Origin of the sequence: Candidatus Brevundimonas phytovorans (genome assembly GCA_029203145.1) — a bacterium.
Lineage (GTDB): Bacteria > Pseudomonadota > Alphaproteobacteria > Caulobacterales > Caulobacteraceae > Brevundimonas > Brevundimonas phytovorans.
The window spans coordinates 1941592-1959811 of record CP119309.1 but is presented as its reverse complement, the minus strand read 5'-3'; the positions used below and the strand labels follow the sequence as shown (position 1 = coordinate 1959811).

General features: G+C 67.6%; 20 protein-coding genes. 16 read left to right on the top strand and 4 right to left on the bottom strand.

Annotation, left to right across the window (positions count from 1 at the left end; all coding sequences use genetic code 11):
• Positions 1 to 91: 91 nt before the first annotated feature.
• Positions 92 to 943 carry a flagellin gene (locus P0Y52_09670; GenBank protein ID WEK56815.1) on the top strand — a complete coding sequence of 284 codons (852 nt, stop codon included), beginning with the start codon at positions 92 to 94 and terminating at the stop codon, positions 941 to 943.
• Between the two features lies 1 nt (position 944).
• Here the strand turns inward: P0Y52_09670 and P0Y52_09665 are convergent, their stop codons facing one another.
• Positions 945 to 1067, bottom strand: coding sequence for a hypothetical protein (locus P0Y52_09665; protein ID WEK56814.1), 123 nt, complete (start codon positions 1065 to 1067; stop codon positions 945 to 947).
• Positions 1068 to 1188: 121 nt separating this feature from the next.
• On the opposite strand from P0Y52_09665, the gene P0Y52_09660 reads away from it, so the two are divergent.
• The 8 genes from P0Y52_09660 (at position 1189) to P0Y52_09625 (ending at position 7920) form a co-directional block, all read left to right on the top strand.
• The gene (locus P0Y52_09660) at positions 1189 to 3876 is read left to right on the top strand and encodes a transcriptional regulator (GenBank protein ID WEK56813.1); all 2688 of its coding nucleotides are present in this window, start codon (positions 1189 to 1191) and stop codon (positions 3874 to 3876) included.
• A 78-nt stretch (positions 3877 to 3954) separates the two neighbouring features.
• On the top strand, positions 3955 to 4635 hold the full coding sequence (locus P0Y52_09655) for a hypothetical protein (protein ID WEK56812.1): 681 nt from the start codon (positions 3955 to 3957) through the stop codon (positions 4633 to 4635).
• The gene (locus tag P0Y52_09650; GenBank protein WEK56811.1) at positions 4632 to 5075 is read left to right on the top strand and encodes a hypothetical protein; all 444 of its coding nucleotides are present in this window, start codon (positions 4632 to 4634) and stop codon (positions 5073 to 5075) included. Before P0Y52_09655 ends, P0Y52_09650 begins: the two co-directional genes overlap by 4 nt.
• A gap of 91 nt (positions 5076 to 5166) precedes the next feature.
• Complete coding sequence (gene ssb / locus P0Y52_09645; GenBank protein ID WEK56810.1) at positions 5167 to 5676, top strand: single-stranded DNA-binding protein; 510 nt, start codon at positions 5167 to 5169, stop codon at positions 5674 to 5676.
• Between the two features lie 54 nt (positions 5677 to 5730).
• On the top strand, positions 5731 to 6141 hold the full coding sequence (locus P0Y52_09640; GenBank protein ID WEK56809.1) for a DCC1-like thiol-disulfide oxidoreductase family protein: 411 nt from the start codon (positions 5731 to 5733) through the stop codon (positions 6139 to 6141).
• A gap of 4 nt (positions 6142 to 6145) precedes the next feature.
• The gene (locus tag P0Y52_09635) at positions 6146 to 7234 is read left to right on the top strand and encodes an NAD(P)H-binding protein (GenBank protein ID WEK56808.1); all 1089 of its coding nucleotides are present in this window, start codon (positions 6146 to 6148) and stop codon (positions 7232 to 7234) included.
• Positions 7235 to 7246: 12 nt separating this feature from the next.
• The gene (locus P0Y52_09630; GenBank protein ID WEK59473.1) at positions 7247 to 7453 is read left to right on the top strand and encodes a DoxX-like family protein; all 207 of its coding nucleotides are present in this window, start codon (positions 7247 to 7249) and stop codon (positions 7451 to 7453) included.
• A complete protein-coding gene (locus tag P0Y52_09625; protein WEK56807.1) occupies positions 7453 to 7920 on the top strand; it encodes a DUF2269 domain-containing protein in 468 nt (155 codons plus the stop codon). The genes P0Y52_09630 and P0Y52_09625 overlap by 1 nt, the downstream gene beginning before the upstream one ends.
• Here P0Y52_09625 and P0Y52_09620 read toward each other — a convergent pair.
• The gene (locus P0Y52_09620; GenBank protein WEK56806.1) at positions 7917 to 8501 is read right to left on the bottom strand and encodes a nucleoside 2-deoxyribosyltransferase domain-containing protein; all 585 of its coding nucleotides are present in this window, start codon (positions 8499 to 8501) and stop codon (positions 7917 to 7919) included. The two genes, P0Y52_09625 and P0Y52_09620, sit on opposite strands and share 4 nt — an antisense overlap.
• 131 nt (positions 8502 to 8632) lie before the next feature.
• On the opposite strand from P0Y52_09620, the gene P0Y52_09615 reads away from it, so the two are divergent.
• On the top strand, positions 8633 to 9535 hold the full coding sequence (locus tag P0Y52_09615; GenBank protein ID WEK56805.1) for a DMT family transporter: 903 nt from the start codon (positions 8633 to 8635) through the stop codon (positions 9533 to 9535).
• 6 nt (positions 9536 to 9541) lie between these two features.
• On the opposite strand, the gene P0Y52_09610 is transcribed toward P0Y52_09615, so the two are convergent.
• The gene (locus tag P0Y52_09610) at positions 9542 to 10072 is read right to left on the bottom strand and encodes a superoxide dismutase family protein (GenBank protein ID WEK59472.1); all 531 of its coding nucleotides are present in this window, start codon (positions 10070 to 10072) and stop codon (positions 9542 to 9544) included.
• Between the two features lie 225 nt (positions 10073 to 10297).
• Here P0Y52_09610 and gyrA point away from each other — a divergent pair, with 225 nt between their 5' ends.
• The 6 genes from gyrA to P0Y52_09580 are packed head-to-tail and all read left to right on the top strand — an operon-like array spanning position 10298 to position 16996.
• Positions 10298 to 13072, top strand: coding sequence for a DNA gyrase subunit A (gyrA, locus tag P0Y52_09605; GenBank protein WEK56804.1), 2775 nt, complete (start codon positions 10298 to 10300; stop codon positions 13070 to 13072).
• A gap of 52 nt (positions 13073 to 13124) precedes the next feature.
• On the top strand, positions 13125 to 13901 hold the full coding sequence (locus P0Y52_09600; protein ID WEK56803.1) for a hypothetical protein: 777 nt from the start codon (positions 13125 to 13127) through the stop codon (positions 13899 to 13901).
• The gene (locus P0Y52_09595; protein ID WEK56802.1) at positions 13898 to 14692 is read left to right on the top strand and encodes an aminotransferase class IV; all 795 of its coding nucleotides are present in this window, start codon (positions 13898 to 13900) and stop codon (positions 14690 to 14692) included. The genes P0Y52_09600 and P0Y52_09595 overlap by 4 nt, the downstream gene beginning before the upstream one ends.
• A 52-nt stretch (positions 14693 to 14744) precedes the next feature.
• On the top strand, positions 14745 to 15227 hold the full coding sequence (gene coaD / locus P0Y52_09590) for a pantetheine-phosphate adenylyltransferase (GenBank protein ID WEK56801.1): 483 nt from the start codon (positions 14745 to 14747) through the stop codon (positions 15225 to 15227).
• Positions 15228 to 15242: 15 nt separating this feature from the next.
• A complete protein-coding gene (locus tag P0Y52_09585; protein WEK56800.1) occupies positions 15243 to 16085 on the top strand; it encodes a peptidylprolyl isomerase in 843 nt (280 codons plus the stop codon).
• Between the two features lie 26 nt (positions 16086 to 16111).
• Entirely contained in the window at positions 16112 to 16996 is an 885-nt protein-coding gene (locus tag P0Y52_09580) for a peptidylprolyl isomerase (GenBank protein ID WEK56799.1), read from the top strand.
• Here the strand turns inward: P0Y52_09580 and P0Y52_09575 are convergent.
• Positions 16969 to 18090, bottom strand: coding sequence for a Ppx/GppA phosphatase family protein (locus P0Y52_09575; protein ID WEK56798.1), 1122 nt, complete (start codon positions 18088 to 18090; stop codon positions 16969 to 16971). The genes P0Y52_09580 and P0Y52_09575 overlap by 28 nt on opposite strands.
• Between the last annotated feature and the right edge of the window lie 130 nt (positions 18091 to 18220).

Genomic DNA, 18220 nt, shown 5'->3' with positions numbered 1-18220 from the left:
AGCGGCGCCGCAGTCGTTTCCATGCCGTTAACCATACGCTCAGGAATCAGTTTCATTCTGTGGGTCAGAATTTGAACTGGGGCTAGAAGCCATGACCAACAGCGTACTCACCAATGCGTCTGCGCTAATCGCGCTCCAGAACCTCAATTCGACGAACAATAAGCTGGCGGCGACCCAGAGCCGCGTGAACACCGGCCTGAAGGTTCAGGGCGCCAAGGACAACGCCGCCACCTGGGCCATCGCCCAGAACCAGCGGGCCGACACCGGGGCCCTGGAAGCGGTCAAGACCAGCATGAACCGCGCCACCTCGCTGGCCGACGTGTCGCTGGCCGCCGGTTCACAGATCTCGGACCTGCTGATCGAGCTGCGTGAAAAGGCCACGGCCGCCGCCGATCCCTCGTCCACGGCCGCCTCGCGCAAGGCCTATAACGACGAGTTCCAGTCGCTGCTGAAGTCGCTCAACTCCTTCGCCAAGAACGCCACCTTCGACGGCGAGAACATCCTGAACGGAGCCAGCACCACGGCCCTGGACTTCCTCGCTAACGTCGGGGGAACCGAAACCATCTCGATGAACCGCCAGGACATGTCCCTGGTGGGGCTGAACCTGGACACGACGGACTTCACAGCGCCGGCGACGGCGTTCGACCTTCTGAGCGCAGACAATGCGACCAGCGCGCTGAACCAGGTCAAGCTGGCGCTGGACAACGCCAACAGCAAGCTGGCCGAACTGGGCGCCCAGTCCAAGCAGATCGAGAAGCACAATCTCTTCGTCGGCAAGCTGATGGACTCGCTGGAAGTCGGCATCGGCAACCTGGTCGACGCGGACATGGCCAAGGAAAGCGCCCGCTTGCAGGCGCTTCAGGTCCAGCAGCAGCTGGGCGCGCAGGCCCTGTCGATCGCCAACCAGGCGCCGCAGATCATCCTGTCCCTGTTCAAGGGCTGATCTATCTGAAGTAGCGGGGCGAGCCGTGGCCGAGTGAAATCGGCGGCGGCTTGCGCTGCGCCGGGCGAGGCATCAGTCCGTAGAGGCTAGCCAGTTTCAGGAAGACCCAACGCATATACGACATGGGCGCAACACCCTCTTGCCTGTGGTGGTCAGGAAACGGCGGATAACCGTCGCCGTTCCGGGGCAATCTTAAACACTTCGTTACCAGCTTGGCGGCAGACTGAACGCAGGAGCGTCGGACTGTGATCAACAACAGCTATCTTCTGGGCCTGTACGGCGGGACCTCGACCTTCACGGGAAGTTCGAGCGCGACGACGGCCGTTAAGAAGCAGCCGACCGCCCCCTGGGCCACCTCAGTCAAGCCGCAGAGCCAGTCCGACCTGTTGCGCGCGGCCCTCAGCGGCCGTCGCCTTGTCAACGAAGACAATGCTGTCCTGGATGTGAAGGGCGCCTCGTCGGGCGACTACCGCAAGATCTTCGCCATGTACCAGGGCCTCACCATGCTGGAGGCCGTCGCCGACCGTGCGGGGCAGAAGAACCTGACCGCGCTGGAGCGCGCGCAGTTGTCCAAGCGCATGGACGCGGGCCTGGCTGAAATCTCCGCCTATCTGGGCGCGACCCAGTTCGACGGCGTGCGGATGGTTCAGGGGCAGTCCGAAACCAAGGCTCAGACAGGGGCGGCTGTGCCGCGCGATTCGGCCAAATATGTCACCGGAGCGGTCCATAGCGGCGATCTGGCGAGCGAAGTCAGCGCCTTCCAGGGCGACGTCAAATTCACCATGACGGTCAAGAAGACCGGCGGCGACCAGACCATTTCCATCGATCTGGCCGACATGGGCTCGACCCCGCGCACGATGCAGTCGGTGGTGGATCACATCAACGGCAAGCTGGAGGCTGCGGGCGTCCAGACCCGGATGGGGCGCGAGAAGCTGCCGTCCGAGCCGCGCGTCATCAAGACGGGCGACAAGACCATCACCCTGCCGGCGGGACCGGACCAATGGGCGCTGGCGGTTCAGGGCGTGTCTTTCGAAAAGGTCAGCTTCACCCCCGTCGCCGCCTCGGACGCCGTCTATGTGGTGCAAGGCGCAGGCAGCAAGGGCGGCCACGAGGTCCTGAAGTTCCAGGAAGGCACGATCAACACCTCGGGACAGGCCTTCTGGGTGGACGGTCAGGTCGGCCAATCGGGCCTGCCCGACGGCGTGGAGACCGTGCGCGCCAGCGCTACCGGCCCCGACGGCTCCATGTGGATCGTGGCCGACGTCAGCGTCGGGACCGCGACTCAGCCGATCAAGGGACAGGGCGACGTGGTCCTGATGAAGCTGGATTCCACCGGCAAGGTTGTCACCAGCCGGGCGCTGGGTGCGGCCTCGACGGCCAGCGGTTACGCCATCGCCGTGGACGCCGACGGGCGCGTGGCCGTAGCCGGCTCCGTGGTCGGCGCTCTGGTTCCCGGAGCCTCGGGCGCGGACGCCAATCTGGCTGACAGCTTTGTCACCGTCTTCGACGCCAAGGGCGTGGAACAGTGGACCCAGCGTCGCGGCGCCAAGGCGGCGGACGAGGCGACGGCGGTCTCGTTCGGCGAGGACGGTCGCGTCTATGTCGCCGGACGCTCGCAGTCCTCCATGCCGGGCGCCTTCGCCTCGGGCGGATGGGACGGCTATGTCCAGGCCTTCAGCGAAAGCCGGATTCACAGCCTGGCGCCCGTCACCGCAACGGCGTCGGGCATCAGCCAGTTCGGCACGGCCGGGGACGACAGCGTCCAGGCCATGACCACAGCTGGCGACAAGCTCTACACCGCCGGGGTTGAAAACGGCCGCATGGTGGTGCGCCAGTTCCAGATCGACCCCACGGGCTCGCCGACGCTGCTGTCCAGCCGCGACCTGGGCTACGCCAGCGGCGAGATCGCGGGCCTGTCCGTCGTCAACGGCCAGGTGATCCTGGCGGGCACGACCCGCAACGGCGCCCTCGACATCGGTCAGGTCAACACCGCCCATTCCGGCGGCACGGACGCCTTTGTCGCTGTGATCAACAGCGACCTGAGCGCCTCGGCCAACGACCGGCTGACCTATTACGGCGGAGCGGGCGATGATTCCGCCGCCGATGTGAAGATTGTCGACGGCAAGGTCTGGCTGACCGGGATTTCCGACCGCACGGTGGGAGCCAAGGCCGAAGACCCGACCTCGGGCTATCTGGCGCGTCTCGACCCGCTGAGCGGCGCGGTCGAGTGGAGCCAGACCTGGACCGGTGCGGATCGTCAGGCCGCGCCCATGACCATCGCCGTGGCCGCAGGCGGGGCCAGCGTGCTGGACAGGCTGGGGCTTCCCCAGGGCGAGATCCCGCAATCTGACTCCCAGAATTTGGTGGACGCCACCTCGCTGCGGGCCGGCGACCGCTTCTATGTCACGTCGGGCACGACCGGGCGTTCGGTGGCGGTGACCATAGACGCCAAGGAGACCTTGCAGACCCTGGCGCGCAAGATCGAGACCGCGTCGGGCCGCACGCTGAAAGTCACGATCAAGACCGACAAGGATTTTGTCACCGGCCTGGACGGCGACACCAAGATCACGGCGGGCGGCGTGCAGCGCTTGTCCATCACCTATGCTGACGGGCGCGAGGGGGCGGTGCTGCGGGCGGGCGAGGCGGGGCGTGACGCCTTGGCCGGTCTGGGCCTGTCGCCTGGCTATATCGGCCCGACCAGCAGCGACCTGAAGACCTTTGGCCTGGCCCTGCCCAAGACGCTGAGCCTGAAGGACGCCGAGGCGGCCAAGGCGGCGACCAGCACCCTTCAATTGGCGGTCAAGGCGCTGCGCGACGCCTACAAGGCGCTGGACCCGGACCGCAGCAAGCCCAAGCCGACGGGCGAGGTCCCGGCCTATCTCAAGTCGCAGCTCGCCAATTATCAGGCCGCACTTGCACGACTCACAGGCTAGAGGCGGCGATCCCTGCTTTAGGTTGACGCATGCGGCGTCGCCGGGGTTATTGGGGCCATCATTGGCGTCGAGTCCCGCATGGCCCTTCCGAAAGACAATCGCACAGTCCTGATCGTCGGGGGCGGCCTGGCCGTTGTCGCGGCCGTGGCGGCCGCCCTGGTGTTCAGCGGCGGACGGGACAAGCCGACCGAGGCGCCCCCCGCGGCGCAGGGCGGGCTGACCATCGATCTGGCCGAGGCGCCGTCGCTGGAACCCGCGCGCGAACTGCGCTGCTTCGTCGATGGTCAGTTTGTGGGGCAGGCGACCCTGGCCGACTGCGCCAAGCGCAACGGCGTGGCCACCAGCGCCCTGGACGTGGGTCTGGACGCGACCGGCGCCCTGGCCGCAGCCCCGACCGCCGCCTTTGCGCCGCCGCCGGCCCTGCCGGTTGAGCCGACCGTGGAAATTGCGCCGGTCGACGACGCCGCGTCGCCGACAGAGCCCGCGCGGCCGGCCCCCGCCTCGTCGTCGGCCACCGCCTGTCTGCGCCACACCGGCTCGGAATGGCGCGCCATTTCCAACGGCATGAGCCTGGGGGCCTGTGTTCAGGCCCTCTATGCCGGCACCTGCGTCCGCCCGGGCGAGGCCCAGTACGGCCGCTGGGGCGATACGACTCTACGTCTGGTGCCGCGTCGCGTGGAACAGTCGAACGACAACAACCGCTTCCGCACCCTGGCGCAACAGGACCGCAACTGTCAGTTCCCGGAGCTGGGTCGATGAGCCGCAAGACTGTCGCTTCCGCCGCCGCGCCCGTCATCGCGCTGGGCCTTCTGGCCCTGACGGTCGCCGCCTGCGCCCAGAAGGGCGTCGAGGCCCCGACCGAGCCGGGCGTCTGCTATCACGTTGTCCTGGCTGAAGACGGCAAGGCCGCGCCCCAGATCAACGTCGTCGCCCGCGACCAGAAGCAGATCGAGTTCTGCGCCGCGCGGCTTGAGGAGATGCGCCTGCGTTTCCTGCGCATGGGCGGCAACAACCGCGACATGATCGGCGCCTATCAGGGGCAGTTCATCTTCATCGACCGGGGCGGGGTCAAGTTCGGCAAGACCTTGACGGGGCAGCGCTTCTTCGCCCTGACGCGAACCGGGGACGGTCGCCTGGCCATTCCGGGCGCCATCCAGCGCGAGATCGACGGTCGTCCCGTCGCCGTCGCCCCGCAATAAGAATTCTCGCCCGCTTGGGTGCGAACAAAACTGGAACATTCCGTCATGATCCGCTAGGGATCGACGGCAAGAACATAAAAGGACATCGGTCATGGCCGGCAGCGTCAACAAGGTCATCCTCATCGGCAACCTGGGCAAGGACCCGGAAATCCGCACGCTGAACAGCGGCGATCGCGTCGCCAACCTGCGTATCGCGACCTCGGAGCAATGGCGCGACAAGGCCACCGGCGAGCGCAAGGAAAAGACCGAGTGGCACGCGGTCGTCATCTTCAACGAGAACATCGTCAAGGTGGCCGAGAACTACCTGAAGAAGGGCTCGACCGTTTACATCGAGGGCTCGCTGCAGACCCGCAAATACACGGACGCGCAAGGCGTCGAGAAATACTCGACCGAGATCGTGCTGCAACGCTTCAACGGCCAGCTGACCATGCTGGGCGGTCGTAACGACAGCCAGGGCGGCGGCATGGGCGGCGGTCAAGGCGGCGGCTACGGCGGCGGTCGCAACGACGACGACTACTCCTCGGGCTTCTCGACCGGCGGCGCCAACAAGCCCTCGGGTCCCAAGGAAAGCTACGACCTGAACGACGACATCCCGTTCTAAGATCTGAAAACTGACGTGGGCCGGGGGGCTTACAGTTACCGCAACGACCCGGCCGTGCCGTCCTTCCCGGACGACCGGCCGCTGGTCCTGTTCGACGGCGACTGCGCTCTCTGTTCCCATTCCGCGCGGACCCTGCTGAAGCATGGTCCGCGTTTTCGTCTGGCGCCGACGCAGTCGGTTCTGGGCCGGGCCCTGCTGGCCCACTTCGGCCTGTCGCCCGACGATCCCTCGACCATGCTGGTGATCGAGGATGGGCGGGCGATCAGCCGCTCGGACGGAGTGCTGCATCTGGCGGCGTCGCTGCCCTTTCCCTATCGCGCCGCCGTGGCGGCCCGGGTGATCCCCCGACCGATCCGCGACGCCGCCTATGGCCTGGTCGCGCGATACCGACGGCGGTTTCCGGGTCAGGCCTGGTGCGCCCTTCCGCCCTCGGGGGCGGATCTCAACGACCGAATTCTGGGATAGACGGATGAGCGACGGGGGACGGGTTCTCGTTCTGGGAGCCAATGGTTTTATCGGCTCGCATCTGGCCGCCGCGCTGTCGTGTGAGGGCTGGTCAGTGCGCGCGGGCGCCCGGCGTCCCGCCGAGGCGGCGCGACGCGCGCCGACGTTTGACTGGGTCTGCGCCGACTTCGCCCGCCTGACCACGGTCGAGGCCTGGGCGCCGCTGCTGGACGGGGTCGACGCCGTGATCAACTGCGTCGGCGTCTTGCAGGACGGGGCAGGGGACAGCACCCGTCTTGCCCATGTCGACGGCCCGCGGGCCATGATCGCGGCCTGCGAGCGCGCCGGAGTCCGGCGTCTGATCCATATTTCCGCCGTGGGCGCCGATGAGGCGGCCGGCACGGCCTATGCCCGCACCAAGGCCGAGACCGAGCGTCTGGTCGAGGCCAGCGCCCTGGACTGGCTGATCCTGCGGCCGTCGCTGGTGGTGGACCGCGCGGCCTTTGGGGGCACCGGCCTGATCCGGGCCTTGGCGGCCTTTCCCCTGTTCAGCCCCCTCGTCGGCGGCGATCAGACCTTCCGGCCCATCGCCCTGGGCGACCTCGGCGCCGCCGTCGTCGCCGCGCTGAAGCCGGGCGCGCCGAGCCGCGAAACCTTCGACATGCCCGGACCCGAGGCCGTGACCATGGCCGAGACGGTGCGGCTCTATCGCGGCTGGCTGGGCCTGTCGCCCGCGCCGGTGATCCGAGTTCCGCGCGCGCTGGCGGCGCCCGCCCTGGTAAGCGGCGACCTGCTGGGCCGCTTGGGCTGGTCCTCGCCGATCCGCACCACGGCCATCCGCCAGATGGATCATGACGTGTCCGGTCAGGACAGCGGCTGGGCCGAGCGTCTGGGCGTGCATGCCCGCGGCTTCTCGCGCTTTCTGGCCGAGACTCCAGCGTCCGTGCAGGACGTCTGGCACGCCCGGCTGTGGTTCGTGCGGCCGGTGTCCATCCTGACGCTGGGCCTGTTCTGGCTGATTACAGGCCTGATCAGCTTTGGGCCGGGCTGGAACGGGGCGCTGGCTATCCTGCACGAAGGCGGCTTCGGGCGCTGGTCCGGGCCGATCGCCTAGTGGGGCGCGCTGCTGGACGTGGTGCTGGGGCTGGCCCTGTTCGTGCGGCCGTGGACGGCGCGGGTGGCCATCTTCATGTGCCTGTCGACCGTCGGCTATCTGATCGCCGGAACGCTCAGCCTGCCGCACTACTGGATTGATCCGTTGGGGCCGTGGCTGAAGGTCTTGCCGATGATGGCGCTCTGCCTGTTCGTGGCGGCGACGGACGCGCGGCGTTGATGACCTATCTGATCCTCAAGGTGATCCATATCCTGTCGGGCGCGGTCCTGTTCGGCACGGGGGCGGGCATCGCCTTCTTCATGCTAAGGGCGCACGCCACGAAAGACCCGCGCACCGTCGCCTCGGTCGGTCGGATCGTGGTTCTGGCCGACTTTGTCTTCACCGCCAGCGCCGTGGTGGTTCAGCCGCTCAGCGGTCTGGCCCTGATCTATCTGCAGGGCTACAGCCTGACCGAGCCCTGGCTGATGGCGGCCTATGCCCTCTATGTCCTGATCGGCGCCTGCTGGCTGCCGGTGGTCTGGTTGCAGTGGCGGATGGTCAAGCTGGGCGAGGGCGCGGAGACGGCGGGAACGCCTCTGCCGCCTGCCTATCACCGCCTGTTCCGGGCCTGGTTCATCCTCGGATGGCCGGCCTTTGCGGGTGTTCTCGGCATCTACGCCCTGATGGTGGCCAAGCCGACCTTCTAGCGCGCGAAGCGGCCCTTGGACGCGACGTCGCTGAGCGCCTCACGGACGGCGGCGGTCAGTTCGGGCAGGGATTGCACCTGTTTGACGCCGTAGGCCTGGGCCGTGATGTCGACGTTGCCCTTCCTCCAGAAGCCCTCGGGCGCGAGCACGATCAGCTTTCCGCCGCGCGCGTGCAGGCCCATTTCCAGCAGGCTGATGGGGCTCTGGGTGCCGGGGGCGAAATACATGACGATGACGTCGGCGGATTCCAGCGCGGCCAGCTCCCACTCGACCTGACGGCGGAACTCGGGCTCGTCGGCCTCCGGGCGCCACTCAGGGTTCCAGTCGGGACGGCGGGGATTGAGAATGACCACGTCCATGTCGGCCAAGGCTGCGGTCATCGCCGCCTGCCAGTCGGGGGCGCCGCCCATGTCGATGCTGCCGCCCAGGAAGACGCGCGGGCGGCTGTCGTCGATGGGCAGGGGCTGGGGCGAGACCACGGCCGTCGGTCCCTTGGCGGACTGCGCCAGGGCGGGCGCGGCGCTGAAGGCGGCGCCAAGAGCAGTGACGGTCATCATCAGGGCGGCCAGGGTGCGGGTCATCGATCTGCCTCGGGTTCGCGAAGGGGCGGGGGATAGCACCCTGTCGGGCGAAGACTAGGGCAGGCGCGACGGAAAAGAGCGGTCATCGAACGTGACGGGTCTTTCGCGACAACCTGTGGCATCAGGTCGCGGTGTCCAGCCAACGTCATTCCCCGCTCAGCCTGCTCGAGATCGGCGCCATCATCGCGGTGATGCTGATCTGGGGCGTCAACAACGCCGCCGCCAAGGTGGCGACCGAGGTCTTGCCGCCGCTGATGGTCGGGGCCCTGCGTTTCGCCATCGCCGCCGCCTGTCTGGTCTGGTTCGTGCGGCCGCCGTTTCCGAACTGGAAGAGCCTGCTGATCATCGCTGTGGTGGGCGGGCCGATCCACTATGGCCTGATCTATCTGGCCTACTGGCTGGCCCATGACGTCAGTCCGGTCACGGTGGCGACCCAGCTGTGGATCCCGCTGACCTCGCTGTTCGCCTTCCTGATGCTGGGCGAACGGATTTCGCGCATGGCGACCATCGGTCTGATTATCGCCTTCGCCGGGGTGGCCTGGATGACGCTGGATCCCCACGCCTTGCAGGACTGGAAGGCGATTGCCGTCGGGGGGCTGGGCGCCTCGGCCTGGGCGCTGACCACGGTGATCGCGCGGCGCACCACCTCTATCCCGCCGCTGAAGATGCAGGGGCTGCTGGCCCTGATGGCCCTGCCGGTCTTGACCTTAGGCTCGCTGATGTTCGAGACGGGACAGTGGGAGGCCGCTCGGAGCGCGCCGCCCGTCGTCTGGGGCACGGTGGTCTGGGCCGGAGTGGTCTCGTCCGTGTTCGCCACCAGCCTTGTCTTCTGGCTGGTCCAGAAGCGCGAAGCCGGGCGGGTGACGCCCTATCTGCTGGGCGCGCCGCTGGTGTCCATCCTGATCGGCTGGCTGTGGATGGGCGACGTGCTGACGCCCCAGATCGTGACGGGGGTGGCCATTGCGCTGGCGGGCGTGGTGACAGTCGCCCTGGGGGAGCGCGGCTTGCGTGCCGGCGCCCCCGCCAAGGTCTGATACGCGCTACTGGGCGCTGAGAACCGCGCAGGCCACGCGGTCGCCCGCGCCGCCGATGGGCTGGCTGCTATGGTCGTCGGGGTTGGCGTGGATCACCAGGGCCGAACCGTCGGCGTCCCACAGCCACTGGCCGGGGCCGTCCTGGCTGATGCGGGCGCGGGGGGTGAAGAACTCACCGTGGGCCGATCCGTCAGCGGCGGCGTACAGGTTGGGCAGGTCGCCGTCGTCCGGGCCTTGCGCGTTCAGCAGGCCGTGCGGCGTCTTGGGATCGGTGTGGTTGATGTGGGCGCCCGCCGAGGTGAAGGGGGCGGCGCACTGGCCCGTGGCGTGGATGTGGATGCCGTGCCAGCCGGGCGTCAGGCCCGAGGCCTCGACCTTGACCAGCAGGCCGGTCGGCCCTTGCGTCAGGGTCGCCTTGCCGATTTCGGCGCCGGCGCCGTTGATGATGGCGGCCTGACCCGTCTGTCCCGGCGTGGCGCGCGGCATCATGGCGGCGTGGTCCATCGCGGCGGCCTGGCCGTGGGCGGCGTGACCCATGGCGGCATGGTCATGAGAGGCGCTGGAGCTTTGCGCCGAGGCCGTGGCGGCGAAGGCGGAAGCCGCCGCGAGGGCGGTCAGAGCGGCGAGGGTCAGACGCATGGTTTTCCTGTCCTTTTGGGCATGGGGATATCGGCGGCGTTTCTTTGCCACGACGGCCCCCGGATGCTAGAAACCGGAACAGCGGATCACGTTCCGATTCCGGCCATTTAAAGCCTGATTTCCTTGACCGACGACAGCTACGACAACGCCGCACCTTCGGCGCCCGGCGACATCTCAATCATCACGATCGAGGACGAGCTGAAACGCTCCTACCTCGACTACGCCATGAGCGTCATCGTCAGCCGCGCCCTGCCGGACGCGCGCGACGGTCTGAAGCCTGTTCACCGCCGCATCCTCTATTCGATGCACGACCTGAACATGACGCCCGAGCGGTCGTATTCGAAGTGCGCGCGCGTCGTCGGTGACGTGCTGGGTCGCTTCCACCCGCACGGCGACGCCTCGGTCTACATGGCCCTGGTGCGGATGGCGCAGCCCTTCTCGATGGGGCTGATGCTGGTCGATGGTCAGGGCAACTTCGGCTCGGTCGACGGCGATATGCCGGCCTCCATGCGTTACACCGAGGCCAAGATGGCCCCGGCGGCGGTGGCCCTGCTGACCGACATCGAAAAAGACACCGTCGATTTCCAGCCCAACTACGACGAGAAGGAATTGGAGCCCGTCGTCCTGCCGGCGCGGATTCCGAACCTGCTGGTCAACGGCGCGGGCGGCATCGCCGTCGGCATGGCGACCAATATCCCGCCGCACAACCTGGGCGAAGTCGTGGACGCGGCCGTGGCGCTGCTGGACAATCCCGACATGGGCGATGAGGCCCTGCTGGACATCGTGCCCGGCCCTGACTTCCCGACGGGCGGCGAGATCATGGGCCGTACCGCCCCGCGCAATGCGCTGCGCGACGGACGCGGCTCGGTCATCGTGCGCGGTCGCGCCTCGGTCGAGGAGATCCGCAAGGATCGCGACGCCATCGTCATCACCGAGCTGCCGTTCCAGGTGAACAAGCAGACCCTGATCGAACGCATCGCCGAAATGGTGCGCGAGAAGCGTCTGGAAGGCATTTCCGACGTCCGTGACGAGTCCGATCGTCAGGGTATGCGCATCGTCATCGAGCTGAAGCGCGACGCGTCGGGCGATGTGATCCTGAACCAGCTTTATCGCTACACGGCGCTGCAAAGCTCGTTCGGCGTCAACATGCTGGCGCTGAATCACGGCCGTCCCGAGCAGATGGGCCTGCGCAAGCTGCTGGAGCTCTTCCTCGAGTTCCGCGAGGAAGTGGTTGTCCGCCGCGTCAAGTTCGAACTGGCCAAGGCCCGCGACCGCGGCCACGTCCTGGTCGGTCTGGCCGTGGCCGTCGCCAACATCGACGAAGTCATCCACATCATCCGTTCCTCGGCCGACCCGGCGGAGGCGCGCGAGCGCCTGCAGGCCAAGGCCTGGCCGGTCGGCGACATGATGGCCCTGGTCGAACTGATCGCGGACCCGCGCTCGGTGCTGATCGAGGGCGACAAGCTGAACCTGACCGACGAACAGGCCCGCGCCATCCTGGCCTTGACCCTGTCGCGTCTGACCGGCCTGGGCCGCGACGACATCTTCGGCGAGGCGCGCGGCCTGGCCGACACCATCCAGGGCCACCTGACCATTCTGTCGGACCGCGCCAACGTCCTGGCCATCATCCGCGAAGACCTGCTGGTGGTGAAGGCTCAGTTCGCCGTTCCGCGCCGCACCCTGATCGGGGAAGGCGACGCCGAGATGGAGGACGAGGACCTGATCCCGCGTGAGGACATGGTCGTCACCGTCACCCACGGCGGCTACGTCAAGCGCGTGGCCCTGAACGCCTATCGGACCCAGCACCGCGGCGGCAAGGGCAAGTCGGGCATGACCATGAAGGACGAGGACGCCATCACCGGCGTCTTCTCGGCCTCGACCCACACCCCGGTCCTCTTCTTCGCCACCAACGGCAAGGCCTACAAGCTGAAGACCTGGCGCCTGCCGCTGGGCACGCCGCAGTCGCGCGGCAAGGCCTTCGTCAACCTGCTGCCCATCGAGCCGGGCGACAGCATCATGAACGTGCTGCCGCTGCCCGAAAACGAGTCGGAGTGGGACAACTACGACATCATGTTCGCCACCAGGTCGGGCGACGTGCGGCGTAACAAGCTCAGCGACTTCGCCACGGTGAACCGCGCGGGCAAGATCGCCATGAAGCTGGAAGACGACGACCGCATGGTCGGCGTATCTATCTGTAACGCCGACGACGACATCCTGCTGACGACCAAGCTGGGGCGCGCCATCCGCTTCAAGGCCGACGACGTTCGCGTCTTCAAGGGCCGCGATTCGACCGGCGTGCGCGGCATCCGTCTGCAGGGCGACGACGAGGTCATCTCGATGGCCGTCCTGGGCCGGGTCGACGCCTCGCCGGAAGAACGCGCAGCCTACGTCAAGCACGCCAACGCCATGCGCAAGGCTCTGGCCGGCGCGGACGCGGACGAAGATGTCGCTGTGGTCGAGGCCGACGACGAGGAGGTGGGCGACGCCGCCCTCAGCGTCGAACGCATCGCCGAACTGGGCGCGGCTGAGCAGTTCATCCTCACGGTAACGGAAACCGGCTTCGGCAAGCGCTCCTCGGCCTATGAGTATCGCCGCACCGGTCGCGGCGGGCAGGGGCTGACGGCCCACGGTCTGGGTGGTCGCGCCGGCACGCGTCTGGCGGCGGCCTTCCCGGTCGAGGAGTCGGACGACCTGATGCTGGTCACCGACGGCGGCCAGATGATCCGCACCCCGGTCGGCCAGGTCCGCATCGTCGGCCGCTCCAGCCAGGGCGTCACCATCTTCCGCACCGGCAAGGACGAGAAGGTCGTCTCGGTCGAACGCCTGCCCGACTCGGGCGGCGACGATGACGGCGCGGACGACGCCGTGATCGAAGAGGGCGGCGACCTCTCAGCTTGACCCTTCAGAAGCCCCTCGTCCACAGTATGACTGGGATGAGGGGAGGGGCGCTATGCGCATTTTGATGGCCGCCGTTGTCATGATGCTGTCGGCTTGCGCCTTGCCGCAAGCCGACCCGGCGCGTGTGGAACAGGGACGTGAGGCCTACGAGTGGGTGCGCGACGGTAACGTCGAGGCGCTTTCTAGTCAGAGCACAACGACGATGCGGCCTCAGATCACGGCCCCGGCGCTCGCAGACCTCGGTCGCTGTGCCGTGGCTGGAAAGCCCGCGAGCAGTAGGGTCGTATCATGGAGCTCCAACGTCGTTGCTGGGGGAACTTCGACGTATGAGGTGACCCAACTGTTGGAATATACCCAACAAAACGTGCTGGTCTCCGCTCGCATGATGCGTCAGGGCGAAGGCCCTTGGCTGATTGACGGTATTCACCTCAATGTCGTCAGTCCTGCCCAGGTGGCGGCTGCAAGCGGGTTCAGCCTGCAAGGAAAGTCGCCGCTGCATTACGCTGTGCTGGCCGGCGTTGTTCTTGCCCCGCTGCTCTGTCTGGTGACGGCAGGGGTTGCTGCCTGGCGTCGGCGGTGGGGCTGGATGGCAGCGAGCCTTTTCGGCGTGGCTCAAATCGCGTTGAACTGGAGCAACGGCGCATGGCAGTTCCAGCCGATCAACGTCGCGTTTCTCAGTGCGGCGGCGGTCAAGGGGCCCGGGGTGTTGGAACCGTGGATTCTGATGGTCTGGCTGCCGCTTCCCGCCCTGCTGTTCTGGATACTGAAGCGTTATCGAACCAAGGCGCTGACAAACACGCAGCTTCCTCAAGCTGTCGCCGACGCGTGAGCGCGCTCTTCGTCAATGGCGAGCCGGCTTCCGTAGAAGACCTGGCCCATCAGGCCTTGGTCAACTACGGCGCCTTTACCTCGTTCCGCGTGGAGGGCGGCGGAGTTCGAGGGCTGGACCTTCATCTTGCCCGGCTGGAGGGTGAGGCGACGGCTTTATTCGGCGAACCGGTCGCTGAGGCCGTCTTGCGCGATCAAATGCGAACGGCTCTGGCCGAGCGGACAGATGCGTGGATGAGGGTGAGTCTGTTCGCACCCGAGATTTCCATGCGCGCGCCTCACTGGGTCGGGCGGCCCAAGGTCATGGTGGGCGTGTTTGATCCGCCCGCGCCATTGTCGGACGGCATTCGGCTCCAGACACAGGTCTATGCGCGCGAAGTTCCGCATCTGAAGCACGCCGCCACCTTTGGCCTGACCCGCGCGCGGCGTCAGGCGGTGCTGGCCGGGTTCGACGATGCTCTGTTCGTCGATGGCGAGGGGCGAATCTCCGAAGGCTCCATCTGGAACATCGGCTTCGTCCAGGGCGAGACGGTGGTCTGGCCCGAGGCCCCCATGCTGGCAGGGACAGGCCAGGCCTTGCTGCAACGCGCGATGGCGGAGCTTGGCCTGGCCAGCGAAACCCGCCCGGCGTATCTGTCCGATCTGGCGAGTTTCGACGCCGCCTTCATCTGCAACAGCGCCACGCCTGCTTGCGCCGTCGCGGCCATCGACGGCCAAGCTTTTCCTCCGGCGGAGGCCCTGATCGGGCGCCTGATCGACGCCTGGCGATCAAACCCGTGTCAGACGATCTAGGCCGTTGATTTCGCACCTGCTAAACGGATCGAAACGCGGGGAGGCGAAGGCCATGCGCATCGGACTGTATCCGGGAACTTTCGACCCGGTCACGAACGGCCACATGGATATCATCGGGCGTGCCATCAAGCTGGTCGACCGGCTGGTCATCGGCGTGGCCCAGAACGACGACAAGGGGCCGCTGTTCTCGACCGCCGAGCGCGTCGAGATGCTCAAGACCGAGGTGGCGCGTTTCAACGCCGACATCGAGGTACGGCCGTTCAGCAGCCTGTTGATGCATTTCGCCGAAGAGGTGAACGCTAACGTCATCGTGCGCGGCCTGCGCGCGGTCGCGGACTTTGAGTACGAGTTCCAGATGACCGCGATGAATCAGCGCCTCAACAGCGACATAGAGACCGTGTTCCTGATGGCCGATCCGCGCCATCAGGCTATCGCCTCGCGGCTGGTGAAGGAGATCGCTCGTCTGGACGGCGCGATCGAGAGTTTCGTCAGCCCGGCGGTCGCCGCCCAGGTGCGCGCCAAGGTGCAGCGCTAGATTTCAGGACTAAGAATGACCTTCAAGATGCTTCTGGCCGCCGCTGCGGTCTCGATGTTCGCGGGCGGCGCGGTCGCCCAGACCGCTTCGGAATGGCGCACGGTCGCACCCGAGAACCTGATGGTGATCGACACCTCCAAGGGCCGGGTCTTGGTCGAGTTGGAGCCGCGCGTGGCGCCGAGCCATATCGAGCGTATCCGCACCCTGACCAATCGCGGCTTCTATGACGGCCTGAAATTCCACCGCGTCATCCCGAACTTCATGGCTCAGACCGGCGACCCACAGGGCACCGGCGCGGGCGGCAGCGATCTGCCCGATCTGAAGGGCGAGTTCAGCTTCCGACGCGGTCGCGACAGCGGCTTTGTCGCGGTCGAGAACAGCGGACCGGGCGTGCGCGGGATCATGGGCAGCTTGCCGGTCGCCACCCAGCCGGACGCCCAGATGTTCGTTACCGCCGATCTGAAGGTCGGGGCCAGCGGCCTGTTCTGCCCCGGGGTGGCGGGCATGGCGCGCGCGGGCTCGCCCGACAGCGCCAACAGCCAGTTCTTCCTGATGACGGGTCAGAACGACAACCTGAACGGCGGCTACACGACCTTTGGTCGCGTGGTTCAAGGGCTGGACGTGGTCAAGGCGCTGAAGGCCGGCAGCGACGCCGAAGACGGCAAGGTCGCCGACCCCGACATCATGACCAAGGTGCAACTGGCCTCGGCCCTGCCGGAAAGCCAGCGCCCCACGGTGCGCGTGGCTGTGCCGGGTTCGGCGCCTTTCAACGCCGCTGTCGAGGCCGCCCGCACCGCGCGCGGCGCCCAGTTCGGCATCTGTGACGTCCAGCCGGTGGTGCAGATTACCGGCGGCTGAGTTTTCTGATCGGGGGAGGGTCGAGGATGCGCTTTTCAACGGGCTTGGCGGCGGTGTCCGCCCTGATGCTGGCGGATGCGGCGTGGGCGCAGGAGGCGGCGCCGGTCGTCGCTGCGGCGCCCGCCGTGTCCGCGAGCGAGTGGCGGACGGTCTTGCCCGAGAATCTGCTGGTGATCGACACCAGCAAGGGCCGCATCCTGGTCGAACTGGCCCCCGAGGTCGCGCCCGGCCATGTCGAGCGTATCCGGCTTCTGGCGGGGCGCGGCTTCTATGACGGTCAGCTCTGGCATCGGGTCATCGATCAGTTCATGGCCCAGACCGGCGACCCCCTGGGCACCGGCGAGGGCCAGAGCCCCTATCCCGACCTGAAGGCTGAGTTCACCTTCCGCCGCGACGCTCAGACGCCGTTCACGGCGGTGGCCGCGCCCACCGGGGCCGTGCTGGGCTTCCTGCACTCCCTGCCGGTTCAGACCCAGCCTGACGCCGTCATGGCTACGACGGGGGACCACAAGGTTCACGCCTGGGGTCTGTATTGTCCTGGCGTTGCCGGGATGGCGCGCGATGAGGCCCCCGACAGCGCCAACAGCCAGTTCTTCCTGATGCGCCAGCCCTATCCCTCGCTGGACAAGCGCTACACGATCTGGGGGCGGGTGATTTCCGGGCTCGACGTGGTGCGGGCCCTGAAGTTCAGCCCCAACCCCGACGGCATCGTCACCGACCCGGACCGCATGACGCGGGTGCGGGTCGCGTCGGATCTGCCGGCGGCCGAGCGTCCGACGGCGCGGGTGCTGGATACGGCCTCGCCGCAGTTTCGCGCCCTGGCCGATGCGGCGCGTCAGGCCAGGGGCGCGGACTTCTCGGTCTGTGACATCGACCTCCCGGTTCAGGTCGCCGGAGCACCCGCGGCCTGATTTCCAGAGCCTGAGCGGCCCCGGCGACGGCGTCGGCGGGGTTTCTGGCGGTCCTCGCGCATTCTTTGCAGCAGCAGGCCCTCGCGCAGGCCTCGGTCGGCGACACGCACGCGCTCGCACGGCCAGGCGCGCTGCACAGCCTCCAGAATCGCCGCGCCGGCCAGCACCAGATCGGCGCGGTCCGGCCCGATGCAGCTTTCCGCCGCTCGACCCGCGGGTCCCAGCCGTTTGAGCCGCAAGGCCGCCGCCTCGCAGTCGCCGCGCGTCATCCACAGGCCGTCGACCAGGTCGCGCTGATAGCGGCGCAGGCCCAGATGGATGCCCGCCAGGCTGGTGATGGCCCCGGAGGTGCCGACCATGTGCACCCGTCCGCTCTCGAACAGGGGGCGCACCGAGGCGTCGTTGGGACCGCCCGCGGCCAGATGTTCGCCCACGTCAGCGACCATGGCCTCGTACCAGGCCTCGGTGTCGCCGGCCGGCTCCGGGTGGCGCTCGGCCAGGGTGACGACGCCCAGGGGTGCCGACATCCAGCCCTTGCTTTCAAAGCCCCGCGCGCCGCGCGTCAGCCAGGACAGTTCGGTCGAGCCGCCGCCCACGTCGATGACCAGCACCGCCTCGGCCCGGGGGTCGAACAGGTTGAGGCAGCCGGCGACGGAGAGGCCGGCTTCCTCCGCCGGGTCGATGATCCTGAGCTTCAACCCGGTGCCGCGACGCACCCGTTCGATGAAGGCCTCGCCATTGTCGGCGGCGCGGCAGGCCTGGGTGGCGACGGCGGTCAGACGGTTGGGGTCCAGCCCCTTGCGGGCCACGCGCTCGGCGCACAGGGCCAAAGCCTCATAGGCCCGGTCCATGGCGCGGTCGTCCAGCCGGCCGGTGTGCGACAGGCCTTCGCCCAGACGCACGATGCGGCTGAAGCTGTCGACCACCCGGAACCCGTCGCGCGACGGGCGCGCGATCAGCAGGCGGCAGTTATTGGTCCCCAGGTCGAGCGCGCCATAGAGGGGCGCATCACGACCGGAAGTCCCTGAATCGCGGGACTTCGTGGGCTGGGACCGCGCGTCGCGCCGGGAGGGCGCGCCAGGGGTCTCCGGCATGGGCCGAGCTTTCATGTGGGCGGTCCGATGCGGCGCCCGTCCCGATCAAGGTAAACCGCAAGCGACAGTCACGCCAAGTCCTACCTGTCGGAAAGATGAACAGAGCGCGATGCATCCGCTTCAACTTGCG

Excerpts from the sequence above, each read along its gene's own strand:
- P0Y52_09650 (WEK56811.1), top strand. The coding sequence starts at position 4,632 with ATGAGCCGCAAGACTGTCGCTTCCGCCGCCGCGCCCGTCATCGCGCTG.
- P0Y52_09665 (WEK56814.1), bottom strand. The coding sequence starts at position 1,067 with ATGTCGTATATGCGTTGGGTCTTCCTGAAACTGGCTAGCCTCTACGGA.
- ssb (WEK56810.1), top strand. The coding sequence starts at position 5,167 with ATGGCCGGCAGCGTCAACAAGGTCATCCTCATCGGCAACCTGGGCAAG.
- P0Y52_09580 (WEK56799.1), top strand. The coding sequence starts at position 16,112 with ATGCGCTTTTCAACGGGCTTGGCGGCGGTGTCCGCCCTGATGCTGGCG.
- P0Y52_09625 (WEK56807.1), top strand. The coding sequence starts at position 7,453 with ATGACCTATCTGATCCTCAAGGTGATCCATATCCTGTCGGGCGCGGTC.
- P0Y52_09610 (WEK59472.1), bottom strand. The coding sequence starts at position 10,072 with ATGGGTCACGCCGCCCACGGCCAGGCCGCCGCGATGGACCACGCCGCC.
- P0Y52_09655 (WEK56812.1), top strand. The coding sequence starts at position 3,955 with ATGGCCCTTCCGAAAGACAATCGCACAGTCCTGATCGTCGGGGGCGGC.
- P0Y52_09575 (WEK56798.1), bottom strand. The coding sequence starts at position 18,090 with ATGCCGGAGACCCCTGGCGCGCCCTCCCGGCGCGACGCGCGGTCCCAG.
- P0Y52_09635 (WEK56808.1), top strand. The coding sequence starts at position 6,146 with ATGAGCGACGGGGGACGGGTTCTCGTTCTGGGAGCCAATGGTTTTATC.
- P0Y52_09620 (WEK56806.1), bottom strand. The coding sequence starts at position 8,501 with ATGACCCGCACCCTGGCCGCCCTGATGATGACCGTCACTGCTCTTGGC.
- P0Y52_09600 (WEK56803.1), top strand. The coding sequence starts at position 13,125 with ATGCGCATTTTGATGGCCGCCGTTGTCATGATGCTGTCGGCTTGCGCC.
- P0Y52_09670 (WEK56815.1), top strand. The coding sequence starts at position 92 with ATGACCAACAGCGTACTCACCAATGCGTCTGCGCTAATCGCGCTCCAG.
- coaD (WEK56801.1), top strand. The coding sequence starts at position 14,745 with ATGCGCATCGGACTGTATCCGGGAACTTTCGACCCGGTCACGAACGGC.
- P0Y52_09585 (WEK56800.1), top strand. The coding sequence starts at position 15,243 with ATGACCTTCAAGATGCTTCTGGCCGCCGCTGCGGTCTCGATGTTCGCG.